The sequence below is a fragment of the Streptomyces sp. NPDC047028 genome, from assembly GCF_040644095.1.
Classification (GTDB): Bacteria; Actinomycetota; Actinomycetes; order Streptomycetales; family Streptomycetaceae; genus Streptomyces.
This window is the reverse complement of the sequence record NZ_JBEYVS010000041.1, coordinates 52,626-70,662: the sequence shown is the minus strand read 5'-3', so window position 1 is coordinate 70,662 and position 18,037 is coordinate 52,626. Positions and strand designations below refer to the sequence as shown.

13 protein-coding genes and 3 pseudogenes are annotated in these 18,037 nt (G+C 69.7%); 4 read left to right on the top strand and 12 right to left on the bottom strand.

The genetic code is table 11. The features are described 5' to 3' along the window. Window positions 1–51: 51 nt before the first annotated feature. Window positions 52–1,815 (bottom strand): NB-ARC domain-containing protein, encoded by a 1,764-nt coding sequence (locus ABZ854_RS29720; protein ID WP_361216727.1) that lies wholly within the window; start codon window positions 1,813–1,815, stop codon window positions 52–54. 447 nt (window positions 1,816–2,262) lie between these two features. Here ABZ854_RS29720 and ABZ854_RS29715 point away from each other — a divergent pair, with 447 nt between their 5' ends. Together ABZ854_RS29715 and ABZ854_RS29710 are read left to right on the top strand one after the other, a co-directional pair. Beyond that, window positions 2,263–2,916: a hypothetical protein gene (locus tag ABZ854_RS29715; RefSeq protein WP_361216725.1), complete on the top strand. Its 654-nt coding sequence runs from the start codon at window positions 2,263–2,265 to the stop codon at window positions 2,914–2,916. Window positions 2,917–3,838: 922 nt separating this feature from the next. Continuing rightward, a complete protein-coding gene (locus tag ABZ854_RS29710) occupies window positions 3,839–4,201 on the top strand; it encodes a helix-turn-helix transcriptional regulator (RefSeq protein WP_361216722.1) in 363 nt (120 codons plus the stop codon). A gap of 282 nt (window positions 4,202–4,483) precedes the next feature. On the opposite strand, the pseudogene ABZ854_RS29705 reads toward ABZ854_RS29710, so the two are convergent. Further along, window positions 4,484–5,335: pseudogene (locus ABZ854_RS29705) on the bottom strand (IS1380 family transposase); the annotation flags it as partial. A gap of 268 nt (window positions 5,336–5,603) precedes the next feature. Between ABZ854_RS29705 and ABZ854_RS29700 the strand changes: the two are divergent. Next, window positions 5,604–6,773, top strand: a complete 1,170-nt coding sequence (locus ABZ854_RS29700) for an IS110 family transposase (RefSeq protein WP_361216719.1) — start codon at window positions 5,604–5,606, stop codon at window positions 6,771–6,773. 9 nt (window positions 6,774–6,782) lie between these two features. Here the strand turns inward: ABZ854_RS29700 and ABZ854_RS29695 are convergent. From ABZ854_RS29695 to ABZ854_RS29685, 3 genes and pseudogenes are all read right to left on the bottom strand, one after another. Then, a pseudogene (locus tag ABZ854_RS29695) lies at window positions 6,783–7,301 on the bottom strand (transposase); the annotation flags it as partial. Window positions 7,302–7,423: 122 nt separating this feature from the next. Continuing rightward, a pseudogene (locus ABZ854_RS29690) lies at window positions 7,424–7,582 on the bottom strand (IS5/IS1182 family transposase); the annotation flags it as partial. Between the two features lie 94 nt (window positions 7,583–7,676). Further along, entirely contained in the window at window positions 7,677–8,105 is a 429-nt protein-coding gene (locus ABZ854_RS29685) for a hypothetical protein (RefSeq protein WP_361216716.1), read from the bottom strand. A 469-nt stretch (window positions 8,106–8,574) separates the two neighbouring features. On the opposite strand from ABZ854_RS29685, the gene ABZ854_RS29680 reads away from it, so the two are divergent. Next, on the top strand, window positions 8,575–9,324 hold the full coding sequence (locus tag ABZ854_RS29680; protein ID WP_361216713.1) for a transposase family protein: 750 nt from the start codon (window positions 8,575–8,577) through the stop codon (window positions 9,322–9,324). A gap of 663 nt (window positions 9,325–9,987) precedes the next feature. Here ABZ854_RS29680 and ABZ854_RS29675 read toward each other — a convergent pair. Genes ABZ854_RS29675 through ABZ854_RS29645 form a run of 7 tightly spaced genes read right to left on the bottom strand, consistent with a single transcriptional unit; the run spans window position 9,988 to window position 17,988 of the window. Further along, a complete protein-coding gene (locus ABZ854_RS29675) occupies window positions 9,988–10,443 on the bottom strand; it encodes a universal stress protein (protein WP_361216710.1) in 456 nt (151 codons plus the stop codon). Window positions 10,444–10,471: 28 nt separating this feature from the next. Beyond that, window positions 10,472–12,550 (bottom strand): proton-conducting transporter membrane subunit, encoded by a 2,079-nt coding sequence (locus ABZ854_RS29670; protein ID WP_361216707.1) that lies wholly within the window; start codon window positions 12,548–12,550, stop codon window positions 10,472–10,474. Beyond that, the gene (locus ABZ854_RS29665; protein WP_361216705.1) at window positions 12,547–13,347 is read right to left on the bottom strand and encodes an NADH:ubiquinone oxidoreductase; all 801 of its coding nucleotides are present in this window, start codon (window positions 13,345–13,347) and stop codon (window positions 12,547–12,549) included. The genes ABZ854_RS29670 and ABZ854_RS29665 overlap by 4 nt, the downstream gene beginning before the upstream one ends. Next, window positions 13,347–14,867: an NADH-quinone oxidoreductase subunit C gene (locus tag ABZ854_RS29660; protein ID WP_361216702.1), complete on the bottom strand. Its 1,521-nt coding sequence runs from the start codon at window positions 14,865–14,867 to the stop codon at window positions 13,347–13,349. The genes ABZ854_RS29665 and ABZ854_RS29660 overlap by 1 nt, the downstream gene beginning before the upstream one ends. Continuing rightward, window positions 14,864–16,336 (bottom strand): proton-conducting transporter membrane subunit, encoded by a 1,473-nt coding sequence (locus ABZ854_RS29655; RefSeq protein ID WP_361216699.1) that lies wholly within the window; start codon window positions 16,334–16,336, stop codon window positions 14,864–14,866. Before ABZ854_RS29655 ends, ABZ854_RS29660 begins: the two co-directional genes overlap by 4 nt. Window positions 16,337–16,342: 6 nt before the next feature. Next, entirely contained in the window at window positions 16,343–17,026 is a 684-nt protein-coding gene (locus ABZ854_RS29650) for a hydrogenase (RefSeq protein ID WP_361216696.1), read from the bottom strand. Then, on the bottom strand, window positions 17,026–17,988 hold the full coding sequence (locus tag ABZ854_RS29645; RefSeq protein WP_361216693.1) for an NADH-quinone oxidoreductase subunit H: 963 nt from the start codon (window positions 17,986–17,988) through the stop codon (window positions 17,026–17,028). Before ABZ854_RS29645 ends, ABZ854_RS29650 begins: the two co-directional genes overlap by 1 nt. Between the last annotated feature and the right edge of the window lie 49 nt (window positions 17,989–18,037).

The window sequence follows — 18,037 nt, the reverse complement described above, 5'->3', positions numbered from 1 at the left end:
CGCCCGTCGAATACGAAGCCAACTACTACCGAGCAACCACGAAACCCCAGCTCACAGCCACCAACTGAGATCTCTAACGAACCCGGGGCGGTTCACAAGGCCCAGCGTCTCGATGGCCGTGGCCAGACCGCGCTGGTGCCCCGCCTGCCGCTCGGCCGCAGCAGCCGCCTCCGCCTGGATCTTCGCCTCGTCGAACTGCCGCGACTCGATCAGGGCCATCGCCAGCAGGCTGTGCATGCGTGCCGCCATCCGGGTGCCGGGACACATGTCGTCGGCGACCTTCGTGCCCACCCGAAGCGCCGGCAGGATCTCTTCGTGGCGGCCGTCCTTGAGCTGCAGGGCCCACAGGGCCTCGCACAGCTGACACGCGGTGTCGCCGAGGCGGTACTCCTGGGCAGCGAACACCGCCTGAACGAGATTGCCCAGCTCGGCGCCGAGTGCGGCGATCGCCTCGCCCTTGGACCCGTAGGGACCGGGAGGCAGTACGGTGAACAGCGGCCCCACGTGCCAGCGTTCCGGCAGGGCGGCACGGTCGGCCTGCACCGCGAACGGCAACAGCAACTCCACCGCGCGCACCACGGCCCTGGAGCAGGCGGGGATGCCGTCCTCCCGCGCGGCAGCCTGCTCGGCGTACCGGCGCACGGCAGGACGAAAACGGTAGCGGCCGGAGCCGGTCTCCTCAACCAGCCCCTTCTCCAGGAATTCGGCGAGCATACGGGCCGCCTCGGCCTCCTCGACCTCGGCCATGGCCCCCGCCACGGCCGGGCTGAGCGCCGGCCACGGCCACAGTGCCGAAAGCCGGTACAGCCGGGCGGCGGTCGGCCCGAGCGCACGGTACTGCTCCTGCACGGCGGCGTAGGCCGGCTCGTTCCCAGGCATGGTGGGGATCCCTTCCTCTGCCAGGCGCCCTTCGAGCAGCGACGCGAACGTCTTCAACGCGTACGGGGATCCGCCGCATTGGTCGAGCACCTGCGGAAGTATGGCGCGGGCGCGGGCTTCCTGGACGGTCCGCTCGCCCGCGACTTCGGTGAGCAACTCGACGGCGTATTTCTCGGGCAGCGGCACCACCTCGATCGGTTCGGCGTCCGTCCGGGGAAGGCGGCGGTGGGCGACGATGATGGTGAAGACCTCTGGCGCCGAGACGAGCAGAGGCGTCACCTGCGCGGCTGTCTGGACGTGGTCGAGAACGATGAGCAGCCGCCGGTCCGCTACAAGCCGGCGGAAGAGATCCATCCGATCCTCCAGGCCCGGCGGGATGTCCTCCGAGTCCAGTCCGAGGTTGCGCAGGGCTTGTCGGAGAGCCATGGCGGGGTCCGGCACCTGGGCCAGGTCCACGTACAACTGCCCGTCCGGATACCGCTGCAGTTCGCGCCACCCCCATCGCAGGGCGAGGGATGTGCCGCCCATGCCCTCAGGCCCGTACAGATGAACCCTTCGAGCACGTCCGTCGAACTTGCGGGACGCCTCGCGCGTAAGCTGCCGCATCAGCTTATCGCGATCGACGAAGCCCCGGAGACTGTCGGGCAGTTGCGGAGAAGTGCGGATGCGCACCTGGGCCAACGCCCTGCTGACCAGCGCTTCCAACTCGACCAGCCCACGAGCGTGCTCCATATTGCGCAACGCTCCTTCGTACAGCAGCCGGGCCAGTCGCTCCCATTCGGAGGGCCGCTCAGGGGCCGGAACCTCCCGCCCCGCGATCCGACGCGCCAACCCGCCGATCATCAGGGCCGCGTTCTTCCCCGCCTCGTTACCCATTCCGGCACCCACGGTCCCCAGCATCGCCGAAACCGTCGCCAGCGATATGAGCTCCAGCATCCTGACCTTCCCCGTCTTCACGCGCCGCCCACCGGACGACTACACGCCCCGGCCTGGAAACCAACCGTAGCGGGGGACCCCATGCGTGACGTGCGCATCGCCCGCATCAAGGCCATGTTTCGCAAGGTGAGTTGGGCAGGGGTTGCGATGTGAGTAGACGCTGCAGTTGGACTCGGCAGGACGGATTACGGGAGCGCCTACGGCCCTCCATCCGCCGGCACAGGTGTGTCCGCTTCGTCGGGCCGAGGCGTTGAATGTCAGTACCGGTCGCTGCCTTCGGATGCCAGATCCCGCCTGGTAGCCGTGAGGTGCGGTACGGCCTATAGCCTGGGCTGGTCGTGGCCGGTGAAAGTCGGGGGTGGGATGAGCGGCGAGCGGGAACGCCGGGCTTCGGTGGTCGGGTACTGGCGGGCGGTGGAGCTGTTCAGTCCGCAGAAGGTACCGCGTGTGTCGTCGCGTGACCGGGTCTACGAGGTCGTGGCCGACCGCGCTCTGCCCTGGGAGGACGGTCATCCCGTGCGGAGTCTTCCGCTGGATCCCGGGTATGTCCGGCAGCACATCGTCTACGGCGGCTGTTTCGCCCTCGCTGATGTCCGCGACACCCTGCTGGAGGTCTTCGGCCGGGACGAGGAGGACGTGGACGGGCGGATGGACGGCGATTCCGCCCTGTTCGCGCTGGCGGTCACCGATGACGGTCGGCTGCTGCTGGACTCCCCGGTGTTCTCAGCGTGCGGTTGGGCGGTCGGCCGGGCGCTGAGTCCCGGGCCCGGCGGCGGACGGTGGCTGGACGGCTTCGAGGAGGACGTACAGCCCTGGCTGGCGCGGGCCGCCGAACTCGGAGAACCGCCCATCCCGAAGACGACCCACGCGACGGAGGGTTCCGAGCAGTTGATCGACACCGTGCTGCCCGCCGCCACCGACAACGTGGATGGCACGGCTGTACCGGAGGCCGACAGCGAGCAGGGCGAGGACCAGGCCGGAACGTCGGTGGGTTCCGGGCGCATCGGCGCCAAGGATCTCGTCGGTTTCACCCGCGATCTGGCGGCCCGCTGGGGGGTCGAAGACGCGCTGCGGCCCTTCGGCCTGTCGTCGGCGCCGTAGGCGGATCGGGGCTGCTCGGCTGCCGCGGTCGCACGGCGCGGCGGCGGGGCCGCTGAGGTCCCGGGCGTCTCCGGGGTCTTCGGTTCGGCCATGGGCGGGCAGACGGTTTCCGGTCCCGTCCGGCGGCCGATGCTTGAGGCGGGGCCGTCCGCCGTGGCGTCACTGAAGAGCGGGGACCGGGGCTCGCGGGTGACTGGGGCCGTGGGGTCAGCCGCGTCGGCCACGGGGGCGGGCGGCAGCACGTCTTGTAGGTGGGCGGCGCCCTCGTACCAGCTCAAAAATCCGTCACCGTCGGGGACGATCATGCCCACGACGACCAGCAGATCAAGGAGAACGTGTGCCTGCCGGATCCGGCTCTCGGTGGCCCGTGCGGCCAGCAGCAGCTTGGCGACCAGGCCGTCGCGGGTGACGCGACCGTGAGCCGTCCGTTCCCGCATGGCACGGCCGAACCACAGCCCCCGCCACACGCTGCGCAGGGCCTCCAGACCAGCTGCCTCGCTGATGGCGAAGGCGCGGGCAACGGCCCTTCCTTTCCGGCTCGGGAGGTACATCGTCGGCCGGTGTGCCTTTTCCAGCAGCCCGGTGTTGAGAGCGAAGACGGGCACAAGCCCACAGTTCTTCGCGGTGAACCCGGTGGCCTCCGCCAACTGAGCGGCGCCGACGGGATCTGTCGACACACAAGCCGCTCTGATCACGGCTACTTGCTGATCGGCACGCATCTTGCGCGTGGGCATCAGCTTCTCGTCGACCGCCAGCAGGGAACGCCCCGTCGTCACGGCCCCTCACCTTCCTTTCGCTGAGCAATCACTTCCCGGCACTTTCTGCTTGTGGACACTGACCTGACTCCACCGCCTTCCTGCTGCTTGAATAGCATGTCCGGGTGGGATGCGCATGTCGCAGCCTCGTCCGTCACACTGGTCGCGTGCCTGGAGGAACGAGACGTGGAAAGAAGCCGTGGGAGTACGCCGTGGCCGGCGAGTGGCCGTATGCGGTGATGGACGGCTACCGCCCCGCGCAGGTCGGCCAGGCCGTCGCCCGCGCCCTCGCCGAAGCGATGGAACGTCGGCAGCTGAGCGCGAACGCGCTCGCTGTGGCCTCCGGCGTCAACCGGCAGGTCATCTCGAACGTTCTCGCCGGTACGACCTGGCCCGACCTGCTGACCGTGGCCAGCCTGGAGGCGGCTCTCGGCGAGATGCTCTGGCCCCGCCATGTCGGCTGGCCCCTCGACGACAACGGGGTCCGTCAACAGCCGTTGCCACCCCAGGCGCGCCAGGACGGCGCATAGGGCGGGATCACCCTGCTCCGGCGGTTTTGGATAGGAGTCCGAGAAGGGCATGCTTGTCCGATCTCCCGTTCGGGGGAACTTGGCCGGACACCCCTCTTCGCGGTGGAGGAAACCCGCTAACCTCGATCTTGCATGACGGTCCGCCGACGGAGTCGGTGGACCGTTTCGCTCTCGGTGGCTGATGGCGGGCATTCCGACGGCCCGAGTGTCGCCTCGGGTGGGCGCCGGGTTCCACTGCTCCGGGCTGGATCCTCTTCTCGTAGGGACAGGCGAATCTGCTGTTCAGCCGGGGTTCGGCAGGAGCGCAAGCCGCTCAAGGGCGCCGGTAATTTCATGGGTCCAGGGCCAGTGGCGGGCGAGGCGGAGGATGCGTCGCCGACCGGTGGTGACGAGCTGGGCGGCCGCGGAGAACAGACGAAATCGCAGCCGGCGGGGCTCGAAAAGGCGGGCCTGGCCGGTCAGGGCGAGCATGGGCATCCAGGCCAGCAGGTCGAGAGCGATCTGGACGACCTCCAGCCAGACCTTGTTCTGGGCGGTGTGGTGCAGGGGCAGGTTGCGCAGGCCGGTCGTGCGAGCGGCCCGGATGCGGTCCTCGGCCCGGGCCCGCAGGCGGTGGCGGAGCTCGAGTTCGGCGATCGGCCGGTCAGCGGTGTTGGTGGCGAAGCAGGTGATCCGCATACCGTCCGCGTCGGTGATCCTCAACTGGGCCCCAGGATGCGGCCGTTCCTTTCGGACGATCAGCCGCATGCCCGTGGGCCAGCCGTCCAGCAGCCTGCCGGTGAGCTCGGCGACCCAGGCCCCTTCACGGACCTCACCATCGGTCTCGATGGCCGCCGTCCAGGCCGGGGCGGGGACCTTCAGCACGTGTTCGTGGATCGCTTCGGTGACCGTCATGCCGACCGAGTAGGACAACCAGCGTCCTCGCTTCGCGAGCCAGGACACGAAGTCGTGGGTGCCGCCCGCGGAGTCGGTGCGGATCAGGGTCTGACGTCCGCGCCGGTACTTCTTCGGCATTTGGGCCAGGGCCAGTTGAGTGGCGGTGATGTGGTCGGTGGCGGTGTTCGAGCCCGCGTTCCCGGGCCTGAGCAGGGCTGCCACCGGCTCTCCGGTGCCGCCCTGCCCGTGATCGACGAACCCCATCAGCGGGTCCTACGTTGTTGGTGGGTTGGACGGGACGTCGTACGGTCCAGAGGCCCAGAGACACCGGGTATGGCTTTCAGCGGGTTGCACTCGATGGTTCCCATCACCTGGCCGCCCGGTGTCTCACGACGACTCGGCCGCTGATTAGGAGCTGCGAGCCCCTGCGGGTGCATCGCTGAGTAGGACCACGCTGGCGAGGTCGTTCGGGAGGACAGCGCACACCGACGAACCGGAGGAACCCGTGCCGCAGATATGAGCGGGCGTGGACATCGGCAAGACCCATCACCACTGCGTGGTCCTGGACGCCGAAGGCAAGCGGCTGTTGTCGCGCCGCGTGCTGAACGACGAGCCGGAACTGCTGGCCCTGCTCGCCGACGTCCTGGCCATCGACGAGAACGTCGTATGGGCGGTCGACGTCACCGAGGGCATGGCCACGCTGCTGATCAGCGTGCTGCTCAATCACGGACAGCAGCTGCTCTACATCCCTGGCCTCGCGGTCAACCGGGCATCGGCCGGTTACCGGGGCACCGGCAAGACCGACGCCAAGGACGCCATCGTCATCGCCGACCAGGCTCGGATGCGCCGTGACCTGACCGTTCTGCGGCCGGACGACGAACGCACCATCGAGCTGCGGGTCCTCACCAACCGTCGGGCCGATCTGAACGCCGACCGCACTCGCCGAGTCAACCGCCTGCGCGGCCAACTCACCAGCATTTACCCAGCGTTGGAGCGGAGCCTTGACCTGGGCAACGTCGGCCCGCTGACGTTGCTGACCGGCTACCAAACTCCAGCTGCCCTGCGCCGCACCGGCCGCAGACGTCTGGAGACCTGGCTGCGCAACCGCAAGGTCCGCAGCCCCGAAGCCCTCGCCGAAGCCGCCGTCGAGGCGGCCGAGCGCCAGCACACCGCCGTCCCCGGGGAGAAGATCACCGCTCAGGTGATCCTCACCCTGGCGAAGGAGGTGATGGGCCTCAACGAGCAGATCACCGAGATCGACAAGCTCATTGCGGCCCGGTTTCGCGAGCACGAACTCGCCGAAGTGATCTCCAGCATGCCCGGTATTGGCCCGCTCCTGGGCGCCGAGTTCCTCGCCGCCACCGCCGGCGACATGAGCCGCTTCGGCACCGCCGACCGCCTGGCCAGCCTCGCTGGAGTCGCCCCGGTGCCCCGGGACTCCGGCAACGTCAGCGGCAATCTGCACCGGCCCCGGCGCTACCACCGCGGCCTGCAGCGCGTCTTCTACACCTCCGCGCTGATCAGCATCCGCAACTGCGACGCGTCCCGGCGCTTCTACGAACGCAAGCGCGCTGAAGGTAAACGACACACCCAGGCCGTCCTCGCGCTGGCCCGGCGACGGGTCAACGTTCTGTGGGCCCTGATCCGTGACGGACGGTGCTACCAACGTGAACTCCCGGTCGCAGCAGCGGCTTGACAACGTCATTAGGAGGTGGTGGCCCCAGGTCCGCTTCCAGGTCGGGGCCGCGTCCTCCTTGTCGGAGTGCGCGATCACCAGTACCCCGTCGAGATCGACGGTCACCGTCCCGTCGGCATCGGGCGCTTCCCGGTCGGCCAACCGCCAGACTCGTTCGCGTGCTTCGGCCCGCGCGGCCCGGATGGCCTGCAGAGCTCGGTCGCCGGAGGCGGCGCGGGTGTCGATCAGGCGGGAGACCGTCGGGTCGGAGGCGACAGGCCCGAACACGGCCGACTCGGCCCGCAGCATGCCGACATCGGCGAGGCAGTCTCCGCCCAGCGCCGCCGCCAGGGCCACGTCCAGCAGGATCTTGCCCGGATCGTGCACCGCCCGCGGCTTCCGCCACGGCGTCAGCGCCGCGGATATCGCGGTGTCCAAGCCGGCCTTGCGGACGGTCTCGACCAGCAGCACGCTCCCGGCCTGCGAAACCACCGCCCGGCCGCCGCCCTCGATGCGGACAGACGGGTAGGACCCGATACGCTTCTTCACCTGGAGAGTGCTTCTTTCCCTACGGCGACATGACCCTAGACAAGTCACATCGTTGCAGGTCAGGAGCACTCTCCGCTTATTTGATCAAGCCTCGGACACCCCACCTCGTGAAAGCGCGAGGTTAACGCCTGGATGTGGGAGGTATCGACCGCCGCACGGGAGAAGTCCAGGGTGTTCGTGCTGCGGAGCTTGGCCAGGAGGACCTCGTGTGGCCGGGGCCGCACGCCGGCCTCGGTCCACTCCGCCAGGCGGCGCCGGCGGGTCATGCTCGATCCGAAGCCGAAAGCGCCTTCTCCTCCAAGCCGAAAGAGGCTCCGCCGCAGAGCGCGTGATGGTCCGCCGAGTGCGTCGGCGGACCATCATAGGGGATCGAAATCAGGGCGCCGTCCGGACGCAGTCCTGTCCCACTACGTTGACCCCGGTGGAGGGACGGCCGACTCGCACAGCGCTCTGGCAGAAGTACCTGTTAACGCTGAGCGTGGCTGTGAATTCCGACGGACCGAAGAAGAGCCCCGTCGGGCCGGAGCAAGCAGTGCCCTCTACGTTTCCGTTGGGAGTTTCGTTGAGCAAGACGCACGTAAATTCAGCTACGGAGCCTTGAGCTCCGCTGGTGGTGTCGTTGTCTTCCATGGCCATGGCGTTGGCGGTGGCGTTGGAGCCGTTGTCGGCGGTGGCCGTGGCGGTGGCGTTGGGGCCGTCGTTGCCGGTGCCGTCGTTGCCGGTGCCGGTGGTGGCGTGCGCGGGGGTGGCGAGGAAGGCGGTGGTGGTGAGGATGGTTGCGGCGAGGAGGGTCTGTGCGCGCATACTCGTGTGTTCCCCTTTTGGGTTTTCGGTGGGGTGGGTGTTGTAAGGGGGAGCTTGCGGCGGGTGTGGGGTGTTGACGGTGTGGGCGCGCCGGTCTGCGTCTAGAGGGTGACCCATTTGGTCGTTCGGGCAGGACCCACAGTGCTCCCGGTGACGCCGACGCTGCCTTTCCACCACCAGCTGGAACGAAGGAGGGGGTGCCCCGAGTACGTAGGAGCACCCGCTGACTGCGCGGGCCCCTGGTGAGGGCGGCTTGTGCCAGGTGCGGCAGATAGCGATGACGGCGTCGTATCCGATGGTGAGTGCCGTGGGACCAAGCGCCATGAGGCTGTCGCTGTCTTGAATGACGTGAGTGAGCTTCTTCGAGGTGGCCTCCGATCAGGTGTCGGTCCGCGAGCCGAAACGGGCGAGGCCCCCGGGCTGTTGATCGAGATGTCTGACGTCTCAATCACGCTGCTCGGGGGCCTCGTTGGTCATCTATCCTGCCGCACTCGACCTGCCTCATGCGCTCGTGGAGTGGGTCACCATGCTCCTCGTCACCCGTGAGGGCGACTGGCGCTGCAAGCTCCGCCCGTCTCAGCGCGCGATGGTGGCACTGGTGTACCTGCGCGAACACGTCACCCTGGCGAAGATCGCTGCCGGGTTCGGGATCAGCGAGTCCACCACCCACGCCTACACCAGCGCGGTCATCCACCTGCTCGCTGAACGCGCGCCGGGCCTGCTGAAGGTCCTGCGTGAGAGCGACCCCGACTTCGTCCTGCTGGACGGCACCCTCGCCGAGTGCGACCGGGTCGGCGACTCACGCGCGGACTACTCCCACAAGCACCGCCGGCACGGAGTGAACGTGCAGGTGATCACCGATCCGGAGGGCCGGCTGCTGTGGCTCTCACCCGCGCTGCCGGGCCGAGCTCACGACCTGACCGCCGCCCGCACCCACCGCATCATCCGCATCTGCGAGCGCCAAGGCGTCCCCATCCTGGCCGATCTCGCCTACCAGGGCGGCGGCCCCTGGCTGACCACTGGCATCAAACGCAGGCCCCTGCAGGAACTCACCCCCACCGAGAAGACCGTCAACCGGGCCCTGGCCGCAGCGAGGGCACCGGTCGAACGCGGTGTCGCCAGCCTGAAGTCCTGGCGGATCTTCCGCAGGTCCCGCTGCAGCCCGAACCGCATGACGTCAATCGCCAAAGATGTACTCACCCTGGAGCGGCAACGCTGAAGAAGCTCAGTCAAGTGACGACTCGGCATAAGGAGATCTCTCCGGAAGGCGTGGCCCTTCTCGTGTCTGGTTACGTAGAAGACTGGCTTCCCGACGGTCCGGTCTCCTTCCGCTGATGTGGAAGCGCATTCTGTCGCGCCACTTGTCATATCTGACGCCGTCGTTTCGCTACCCAGCAGCGGAGCTCTCGTGGTGGTGCTTTGAAGTACTCGGCGTACTCCATGAATTCCGGCGTGACCTCAGGCGGCAGGTCCCATGGGACGGCCTGTCCGGACTGCAGGACGCGGTGAACTACGTGTGGCTCCGCACTGTGGTCCGACCTGCGTGGTTCACCTCCTGCGGAACTCGTTCTCCTACGTGGGCCGGAACGACTGGGGCCAAGATCGCCGCCGGCCCCGCCCGACCGGCGTCACCCTCGCTGGACCCCGGAACACGGACTCCGGACCCCGGACGCGGCGCCGCCGGGCCATCCCTCCGTGGCCCGTCCTCACCCGAAGCTTTCCGGCGAAAGTCCCCTGCGTTCACGGGGGTTCCTCCCGGCGCACCACCACTTCCGCATGTGATGCATGGTGCCGCCCCAACAATCGCCGGCAACCCTGGAGGCGAGGCCGGCATGAGCCGATGCCTCTCGCGCCTCGCGCTCGGGCAGGAGTGCGGTAAGCGTCACTCGTCGTGCGCGTCGGGTGGGCCGACCAGAAGGACCGGCAGGCGGGCGTCCTGGCTGACGGCGCGGGCCACGGGGCCGAGGCCGCCGGTGCGCAGGCGGCTGTCCTCACCGTGGCGGCCGAGGACGATGAGGTCGCAGCCGTGGAGGCGGGCGCAGGCGTGCAGGTCGTCGGGGATTCCCGGGGTCTCTCCCCATTCGAGGCGCACGCGGGCACCGTGGGTGGCCGTGGTGGCCAGAGCCGTGTCGAACTGTTCCCGCAGCCAGCGTCGTTGGGCTTCGAGGTCGCGCTGCCGCTCGCCGCCGGTCTCCGTGTGCGGGGAGGGAGTGAGGACGGCGCGGGCGATGACGATCCCGTCTCCGTCGGCGAGGGTCATGGCGAGGGCGAGCGCGTGGTGGGCGGCAGGTGAGGCGTCCCAGCCGACGAGGATGCGGTGGAAGGGGGATACGGGCATCGCGGCCTCTCCTGTCTCGTGCCGGGTGTCATGCCAGGGCCGTCACCAGTGCGAGCACGGCGACCAGGGCGATGAGCATGTAGGCGAGGTACGCGTCCAGGCGGCCGGACTGCAGCCGCTTCGCCGCCTTGACGAGCATGTGCAACGGCCGTGTCAGTGGCCGGTACACGTAGGTCTCCACCACCTCGACCACGTCGGAGGAGTAGCCCAGGGCGGCTTGGGTCACGGTCGGCCGGATCTCCGTCGCGGGGTCCGGTTCGTGGGCCGGTGCGGTGGTGGCCGCCATGGGGGTCGTGCGGGTATGGGTGAGCAGGACGGCTGCCAGGATGCGGCGGGTGGGATGGGCGTAGCCGAAGGGCGTGTACTGGTCGTCGCCGTGCACTCCGCCGCTGGCCGAGCGCCAGGCCGGTACCCGGCGTACACGCAGGGCCCGGCCGCGGGAGGCGCCGAGCAGAAGGACGGCTGCCACGGCGATCAGGATCAGCGGCATGACCACCCACAGCCATGACGCGGACAGGATGGAGAAGTCGCCGTAGACCGGTTGGGTGACCCAAGGGGACTTCAACGCTCCTCGGCTCTCCCGGGCGGGCACGAGGCCGGACAAACCGGTGATGAGCACGCGGAGTTCCAGGGGGGTCAGCGCGGCCATCGCCAGGCCCCCGACCGCGAGTAGGAGCATGCCCCCACGGCCTGTGGCGCCGAGGTCGGCGCGCTGATCTTCGCGTGCGGGCCGTTGCTCCGTCCGCGGGCCGAGGACGACCATGCCGACGATGCGTACGAACGTCACGGAGGCGAAGCCGACGGTCAACGCGATCAGTGCGCCGGCGGCGGCCAGGGCGAGCGCGTAGGGGATGTGGGGCAGCCGGAACTGCTGCATGAGTGATTCGAGCAGGTACCACTCGGAAACGAACCCGGCCGTCGGCGGCAGCCCGGCCAGGGTGATCGCACCGATGGCGAGGCCGGTCCCGGCCCAGGGCAGGCGCCGGGCCATACCCCGCAGCTGCTCCAAGTCACCCGTCCCGACGGCGGATTCCAGGGAGGCGGCCCCGGCGAACAGCAGCGTCTTGGCGATGGCGTGCGCGGTGACCTGGAGTGTGGCGGCAAGCAGCCCGACGGCCACCAGGCGGGGTTGGTTCAAACGGGCGCCGACGAGGGCGACCGCGTAGCCGGTGCAGATCAGTCCGGCGTTCTCGACGCTGGAGTAGGCGATGACCCGCTCCAGCCGCCCCTGGACGGCGGCATGGGCGATGCCGAGCAGGGCGGTGAGGGCGGCGACCAGGAGCAAGGTGAGGGCGAGCCACGCGGGTGGGTGGCCGAGCAGGTCCAGGGTGCGCCACAGGCCGTAGAAGCCCGCGTTGACCGCGACCCCGGCCATTACCGCACGCAGTCCGGCGGGGGCGGCGGCATAGCCGCGGGGCAGCCACACCTGGACCGGGACCAGGCCGACCTTGACCGCGAAGGCGACCACAAGCAATGTCCAGGCGGTGGTGTGCAGCACGCCCGGCGGGACGCGGGCGAAGTCGGCGAAAGCGAAACTGCCGCTGCGGGAGGCGAGAAGCAGCAGGCCGACGAGGAGAGCGGCGCCGGAGACCTTGCCGAAGGCGAAGGTGGCCACGGCGTCAGCAGTGGAGTTCGGCCGACGGCGGTCCGCGCCGGCCACGAGGTAGAAACCAGCGGTAAGGGCTTCCCAGGCGAGCAGGAAGAGGAACGCGTTGTCGGCGCTCTCCACGACCGCGACGGCGGCGAGGATCAGCCCTGTGTAGGCGGCCGGACCACGCTCGTGGAGACGTCCTGGAGCCCAGCCCGCCGCGGTGAGGCAGGCGGCCACGGCGACGGCGAAGGTGAGCAGCCAGAACAGGGCGGTCAGGCGGTCGACGGTGAGGTGGCTGGGTCCGAAGCCGAGCCAGGTTCCGAAACTCAGCCGCGCGCTCCGGCCGGAGTCGCTCAGGGCCCACGCGCCTGCTGCGGCAAGACATCCGGAACCTGCCACGCACCCGAGGTAGGGCAGCGGCGTGAGCCGTACGCGCGCCGGCATCGCACCCACCAGCACATCGGCGAGAGCGGCGGCAGCGAACAGCAGCAGCCCTGTGGCGATCAAGGCCGTCATGCTTCCGCCTCCTTTCCGGAGGCCGAGAGCCGGCCGGTGGCCAGCAGCAGGGCGTGCAGAAGCGAAAACGGGCTGGGTGGCGAGCCGGGCACCCAGATGTCCACGTCCACCACGTCGCGGATGCCGTCGTCGTGGGTCGCGTAGCTGTCACCGTAGATGCCGCCACTACACGCGTCGGTACCGGCCGCGATGACCACGACCGGCTGCGCCGTGGCCTCGTACGTGCGGCGCAGGGGTGCCGCCATGCCGCGGGCTGCGGCGCCCGTGACCAACAGGACGTCGGCGTGGCGGGGACTGGCGGTGAAGAACATGCCGAGCCGGTGGATGTCGTAGACGGGGTTGAGGAGGGCGAGGATCTCCCATTCCTCGCTGCCGTCGGACCCGGCATCGACGTGCCGGATGTGCAGGGAGCGGCGGAACGCCCCGGTGCGCCGGGCCAGTTCGCGCCGGGTCGCTGCCAGGGCCTCGTCGGTTTCCTCCAGTTGCGGGACCGTGAGGGAGGAGCGGCCGGTGACAGCGCTCTCCGCGCCGTGTGCCAGGCTGAACACGTCCGGCCGGCCCCGGGTGCAGTGTCCGCACAGGATGCAGCGGCCCCGGTCCACTCGGGCCGTGCGGGAGGCGGGGTCGGCTGTGATGGCGCCGGTCGGGCACAGCCCTTCGGCCGCCTCGGCCGTGATGGCGGGCGCGTCCTCCCGTACGGCGACGGCAGCCGGGAAGGCATCGGCGTACGGGTCGGACTGCTTGGGGTAGGGCGTGGTCACCACGCCCTCGCGGAGGCCGCGCCAGAACCAGGGCATTACAGCGCCACCCCCGCGATGGACAGACCGAAGCTCGCTTCGATGAACGGGAAGTCGGTCAGGATGTCCCCGGCGAACACCTCGTGCAGGAGGACGAGGTTGTGGAACGAGGCCGAACGAGGAACGCACCGCGCCACCCGGCCGTCCTGGAACCGCACCAAGTACAGCACCTCGCCCTGTGGTGCCTCGGCCCAGCCGGCGACCTCGCCGTCGAGATCGCCGGGGACCGGTGTGACCATGCTCTCCGCAGCGTCCGCGTACCGGAGTTCCTCGGTGATCTGCCGCAGCAGGTGGAAGGACTGCTCGATCTCCCTGCCCCGGACATGGGTGCGGGCCAGGGCGTCCCCGGTGGTCTCTTCGACGAGCGGGCCAAGGCCGAGGGAGGTGTAGGCGTCGTACGGCCGCTCGAAGCGGGCGTCGGGTGCGCTGCCGGAAGCCTTACCCACCGGACCGAGCGCGCCGTGAGCCCGGGCGAGCACGGGGTCGAGCGAGCCGGTGGTGCGCAGCCGGTCCAGGAAGGAGGGGGTGTTCATCGCTGCCCGCCAGTCGGAACCGATGCCCCGATGCAGGCGGGCAAGCTCCTGGTCGAGGTCGTACGGCCCCAGTGCGGGGAGCGCCTGCACACCGCCGGGGACGACCACGCCGCGGCCGAAGCGGCTGCCGCACAGTCCGCCGACCAGCCGGAGCACGCGTTCCTTGTGCAGGGCGAACCGGGCGGTGGCTACCGCGAGTCCGGCCGCGTCGGTGAGCTTCACCATCACGTCGAGGTGGTTGGCGACGCGCTCAAACTCCGCGTGCAGCGAGCGGACCAGCCGGGCGGGCCAGGGCACGTCGATGCCGGCGAGGCGTTCGACGGCGTGGCAGAAGGCCAGGGCGTGTGCGACGGAGGCGATGCCCTCCACATGCTCGGCCACCAACACCGCCTCCGCCGGCCGGCGTTGCTCAAAGCTCTTCGACACGCCGCGGTGTTTGTGGAAGACCCGGATCTGGATGCGCGGGATGTCCTCACCGGGGGTCTCCACCAGGTACTCGACGGACTCGAACACCCCGGAGCGCACGGGGCCGTGCGGGATGGTGAAGACGCCGTGCCCGGTCACGGCCCGCGGGATGGCGCTCTCGTCCGGGGTGAGCGGCCTGGGGCGGCGGGCGGTGCCCGGCAGCGGGGCGTGGGCCGGGTCGGTCAGCGGCAGGAGCAGCGGGTCGAGGCGGGGATGGCCGGTGGGCTCGACCCCGAACAGGTCGTGCAGGGCGCGTTCGTACCAGAAGCCGGCGGGCAGGCTCGGGCTGAGAGATTCGTACGACAACTCGGCGGCGGGCAGGACGGTTTCCAGGATCAGCGGCTCCTCGGCCTCCGGCGGGAAGAGTGCGGCGGCGAGGCGTACGCTGCCGTCGCCCTCGGCGAAGCCGAACAGCCCGGCGAACCGTGCTCCGTCCGGGCCACCGGTGCGCTCCAGCAGCCGGGTGCGCCATGTCGGCAGCTCCCAGCGGTAGATGGTGGAGCTCTGTTGCGAGGCGGTCATGCCGCGCCTCCCAACTCGGCGGCGCCGCGTGCGAGCAACTGGGCCAGATCGGCCGGCGGATGGAGACCGAGGACCGCCAACGCGGCCACCCCCACGAGCACAGGCGCGATCATCCAGGCGCTGGGTTCACCAGCCTGCGGGCCCCCGCCTCCGGCCGGCCCGGAGATGGGGGTGAGAACGATACGCGTCGCGGCGATGGCCAGCCCCATGAACGCGACGGTCACCAGTACCACCAGGGCGGCGGCCGGCCCGTACTGGCCCGAGCGCAGGCCGCCGGCCACGATCTGGAACTCGCTGCGGAAGATCCCGAACGGCGGCATCGCCGACAGCGCGAGCACGGCGGTCAGGAACAGCGGCGCGGACCAGGGCAACAGATCTGCTCCACCGCGCAGGTTCCGGATCTCCTTGGTGCGGTACTTGCGCACCAGCACGCCGGCCCCCATGAACGCGTTCGCCTTGGCCGCGGCATGGGCCAGCACGTGCAGCAGGACGCCGGTCAGCGCCAGGGCGGCGCCGAAACCGACGCCGATGGCGAGGATGCCCATGTGCTCGACGCTGGAGTAGGCGAGGAGGCGTTTGATGTCGTGCTGGTCGAGCAGGTAGAGGGCGGCCAGCAGCAGCGAGGCGATGCCGAAGACCAGCAGGACCGTGCGCGGGAAGTGAGTGCCGACCGCCCCCGCGGTGATCTGGTAGTAGCGCAGCACCGCGTAGAAGGAGACGGCCAGCAGGGAACCGGACAGCATCGCCGAGACCGGGGTGGGCGCCTCGGCGTGCGCGTCCGGAAGCCAGGTGTGCACCGGTACCAGTCCGACCTTGGTGCCGAAACCGAGGACCGCGAGGACGAACGCCAGCCGCACCGGCGTGTCGGGCAGTCGCGGCGCGGCCTTGACCAGGGGATCGAAGGACAGATCGTAGGTCTGCCCGAGGACCTGGGCCCCCGCGTAGTACATGAAGATGGTGGCGAGCAGGGCCACACCGAGCCCGGCGGAGGCGATCAGCACGTACTTCCATGCGGCCTCCGTGGCGCCCTCGGTGTTCTCCACCGCCACGAGCAGCGCCGAGACGACCGTGGTGATCTCGACGGCGATCCACAGCAGGGCCAGCCCGTCCACCAGCGGAGCGCACAGCATGGACCAGGCGAACAGGTTGAAGCCGGCGTAGAAGCGGCGGGCATAGCGGGGAAAGTCACGGGCTCTTTCGTCATGGTGCAGATAGCCGACGCTGTGTGCCGCGCAGGCGGCGTACACGAAGGCGGTGGCCAGGACGAACACCACGGACAGGGCGTCCGCGCGCAGGATTCCGACACGCAGGTCACGACGGCCGGCGCCGGGCACGAGCGCCACAGCGAGACCGAGGCACACGAGTCCGGTGCCGACCGTGAGCGCCTGCGTGACGCGGGCGGGGGTCACCAGCGCCGCCACGGCGGGGATCAGCGGCAGCAGCGTCAGGAGGACCAGCATGATCGTCATGGCCGTTCACCCCCTCAGCAGGGTCAGGGACTCGGTCGACAGCGACTCGGTGCGGTGGTGGTGCACCCGCATCAGCACCCCGAACACCACGACCGCCACCAGAAGGTCGAAGAGGAACGCCACCTCGATGATCAGCGGCATCCCCGCCGCCACGACCAGCGAGGCCAGCGACACCCCGTTCTCCAGCGAGAAGAAGCCCACGGCCTGCGAGACCACATCTCTGCGAACGATCATCAGGACGAACGCCACCAGTACGATCGCCACCGACAGGCCGAGCGAAGCGGGCGGCAGGAAGCGGCTGTGGATGTCCAGGGAGCCCACCGCGAAGAACCCGAACCCGGCCAGGGCGAGCGCGAGCAGCGTGGCGGGCGCGACTCCCAGCGCCCCCGACCCGGCGATCTCCACCCGGGCGTCGCGCAGCAGCCGGGTGATCACCCACGGCACCGCCACGACTTTCAACACCAGCGACAGGACCGCGAGCGCGTACAACTCCGGTACCGCCCGCTCGGCGGCCACGATCGCCGCCAGCACCGACACCAGCAGCGACTGGACGGCGTAGAGCCGTACCTGGGAGCGTGACAGCGCCGCGCGGAGCATCGCGAACTCGGTCAGCAGCAACAGCACCGCCACCGTGCTCGTGGTGCCCTCGAACGTGCTCGGCACGGAGTTCGCCACAGCCAGGACCGCCATCAGCCGCCTCCCAGGTAGAGGGTGAACACCGCCAGCACGGCGAGCAGGAAGGCCGCCGCCACGAACTCTGTGATCTTGAACAGGCGGAGCTTGGCGAAGGTGTCGTCGATGACCGCGACCACACAGCCCAGCAGTACCGACTTTCCCAGCAGCGCGAGGATCGCCAGGCCGACCGAGCCGGCCCCGGTGCTCGACGACAGGCCCCAGGGGGCGACGAAGAGGTCGATCAGGAGGGTGTAGAGGATCAGCTGTTTGCAGGCGGAGCCCCACTTCAGCAGTGCGAGGTACGGCCCGGAGTGCTCGAAGGAACGGGCCTCCTCGATCATGCCGAACTCGTTCGTCCCGGTGTGGGTCTCCACCGGGATGCGGCCGGTTTCGTAGAGGATCACCAGGAACAGGGCGACGCTCGCCAGCAGGTGGGCGGGCCGGACGATCTGGTCGGCGGAGGAGCGGACGGTGGCCGCCTGCGCGTACGGCAGGTCGGTCGCGGTGACGAGCGCGACGGTGAACACCACGAAGAGCACCACCGGCTCGGTGATCGCCCCGAACGTCTTCGCCCGCGAGGCGCCCAACTGCGCGTACGGACCGCCGGATTCGACCGCCGCGACCGCCACGGAGAAGCTCGCCAGGGCCAGCAGGAAGCCGCCGCCGATGATGTCGCCCATGTAGCCCAGCGGCAGCCCGAAGCTGGTCAGCACCGGGATCAGCAGGGGCACGGTGAGATAGCAGGTCATCGCCACCACCGGTGCGGCGAGGAAGAACCAGCTCGCGCCCGCCGGGGCGAGCGACTCCTTGCGGAACAGCTTGGACAGGTCGTAGTACGGCTGGAGCACCCGCGGCCCACGTCGCCCCTGCAGCCGGGCCTCCACCTTGGCGATCACCCCGGACAGGCCTGGTGCGGCCACCAGCACCGTCATCGGCTGGAGGGCCTGCACCAGCGGCACCGGCAGGGTGGCGCTCACCGAACCGCCCGCCCCCGGTGGCGGGACGGGCGCCAGGATCGGGAACGGG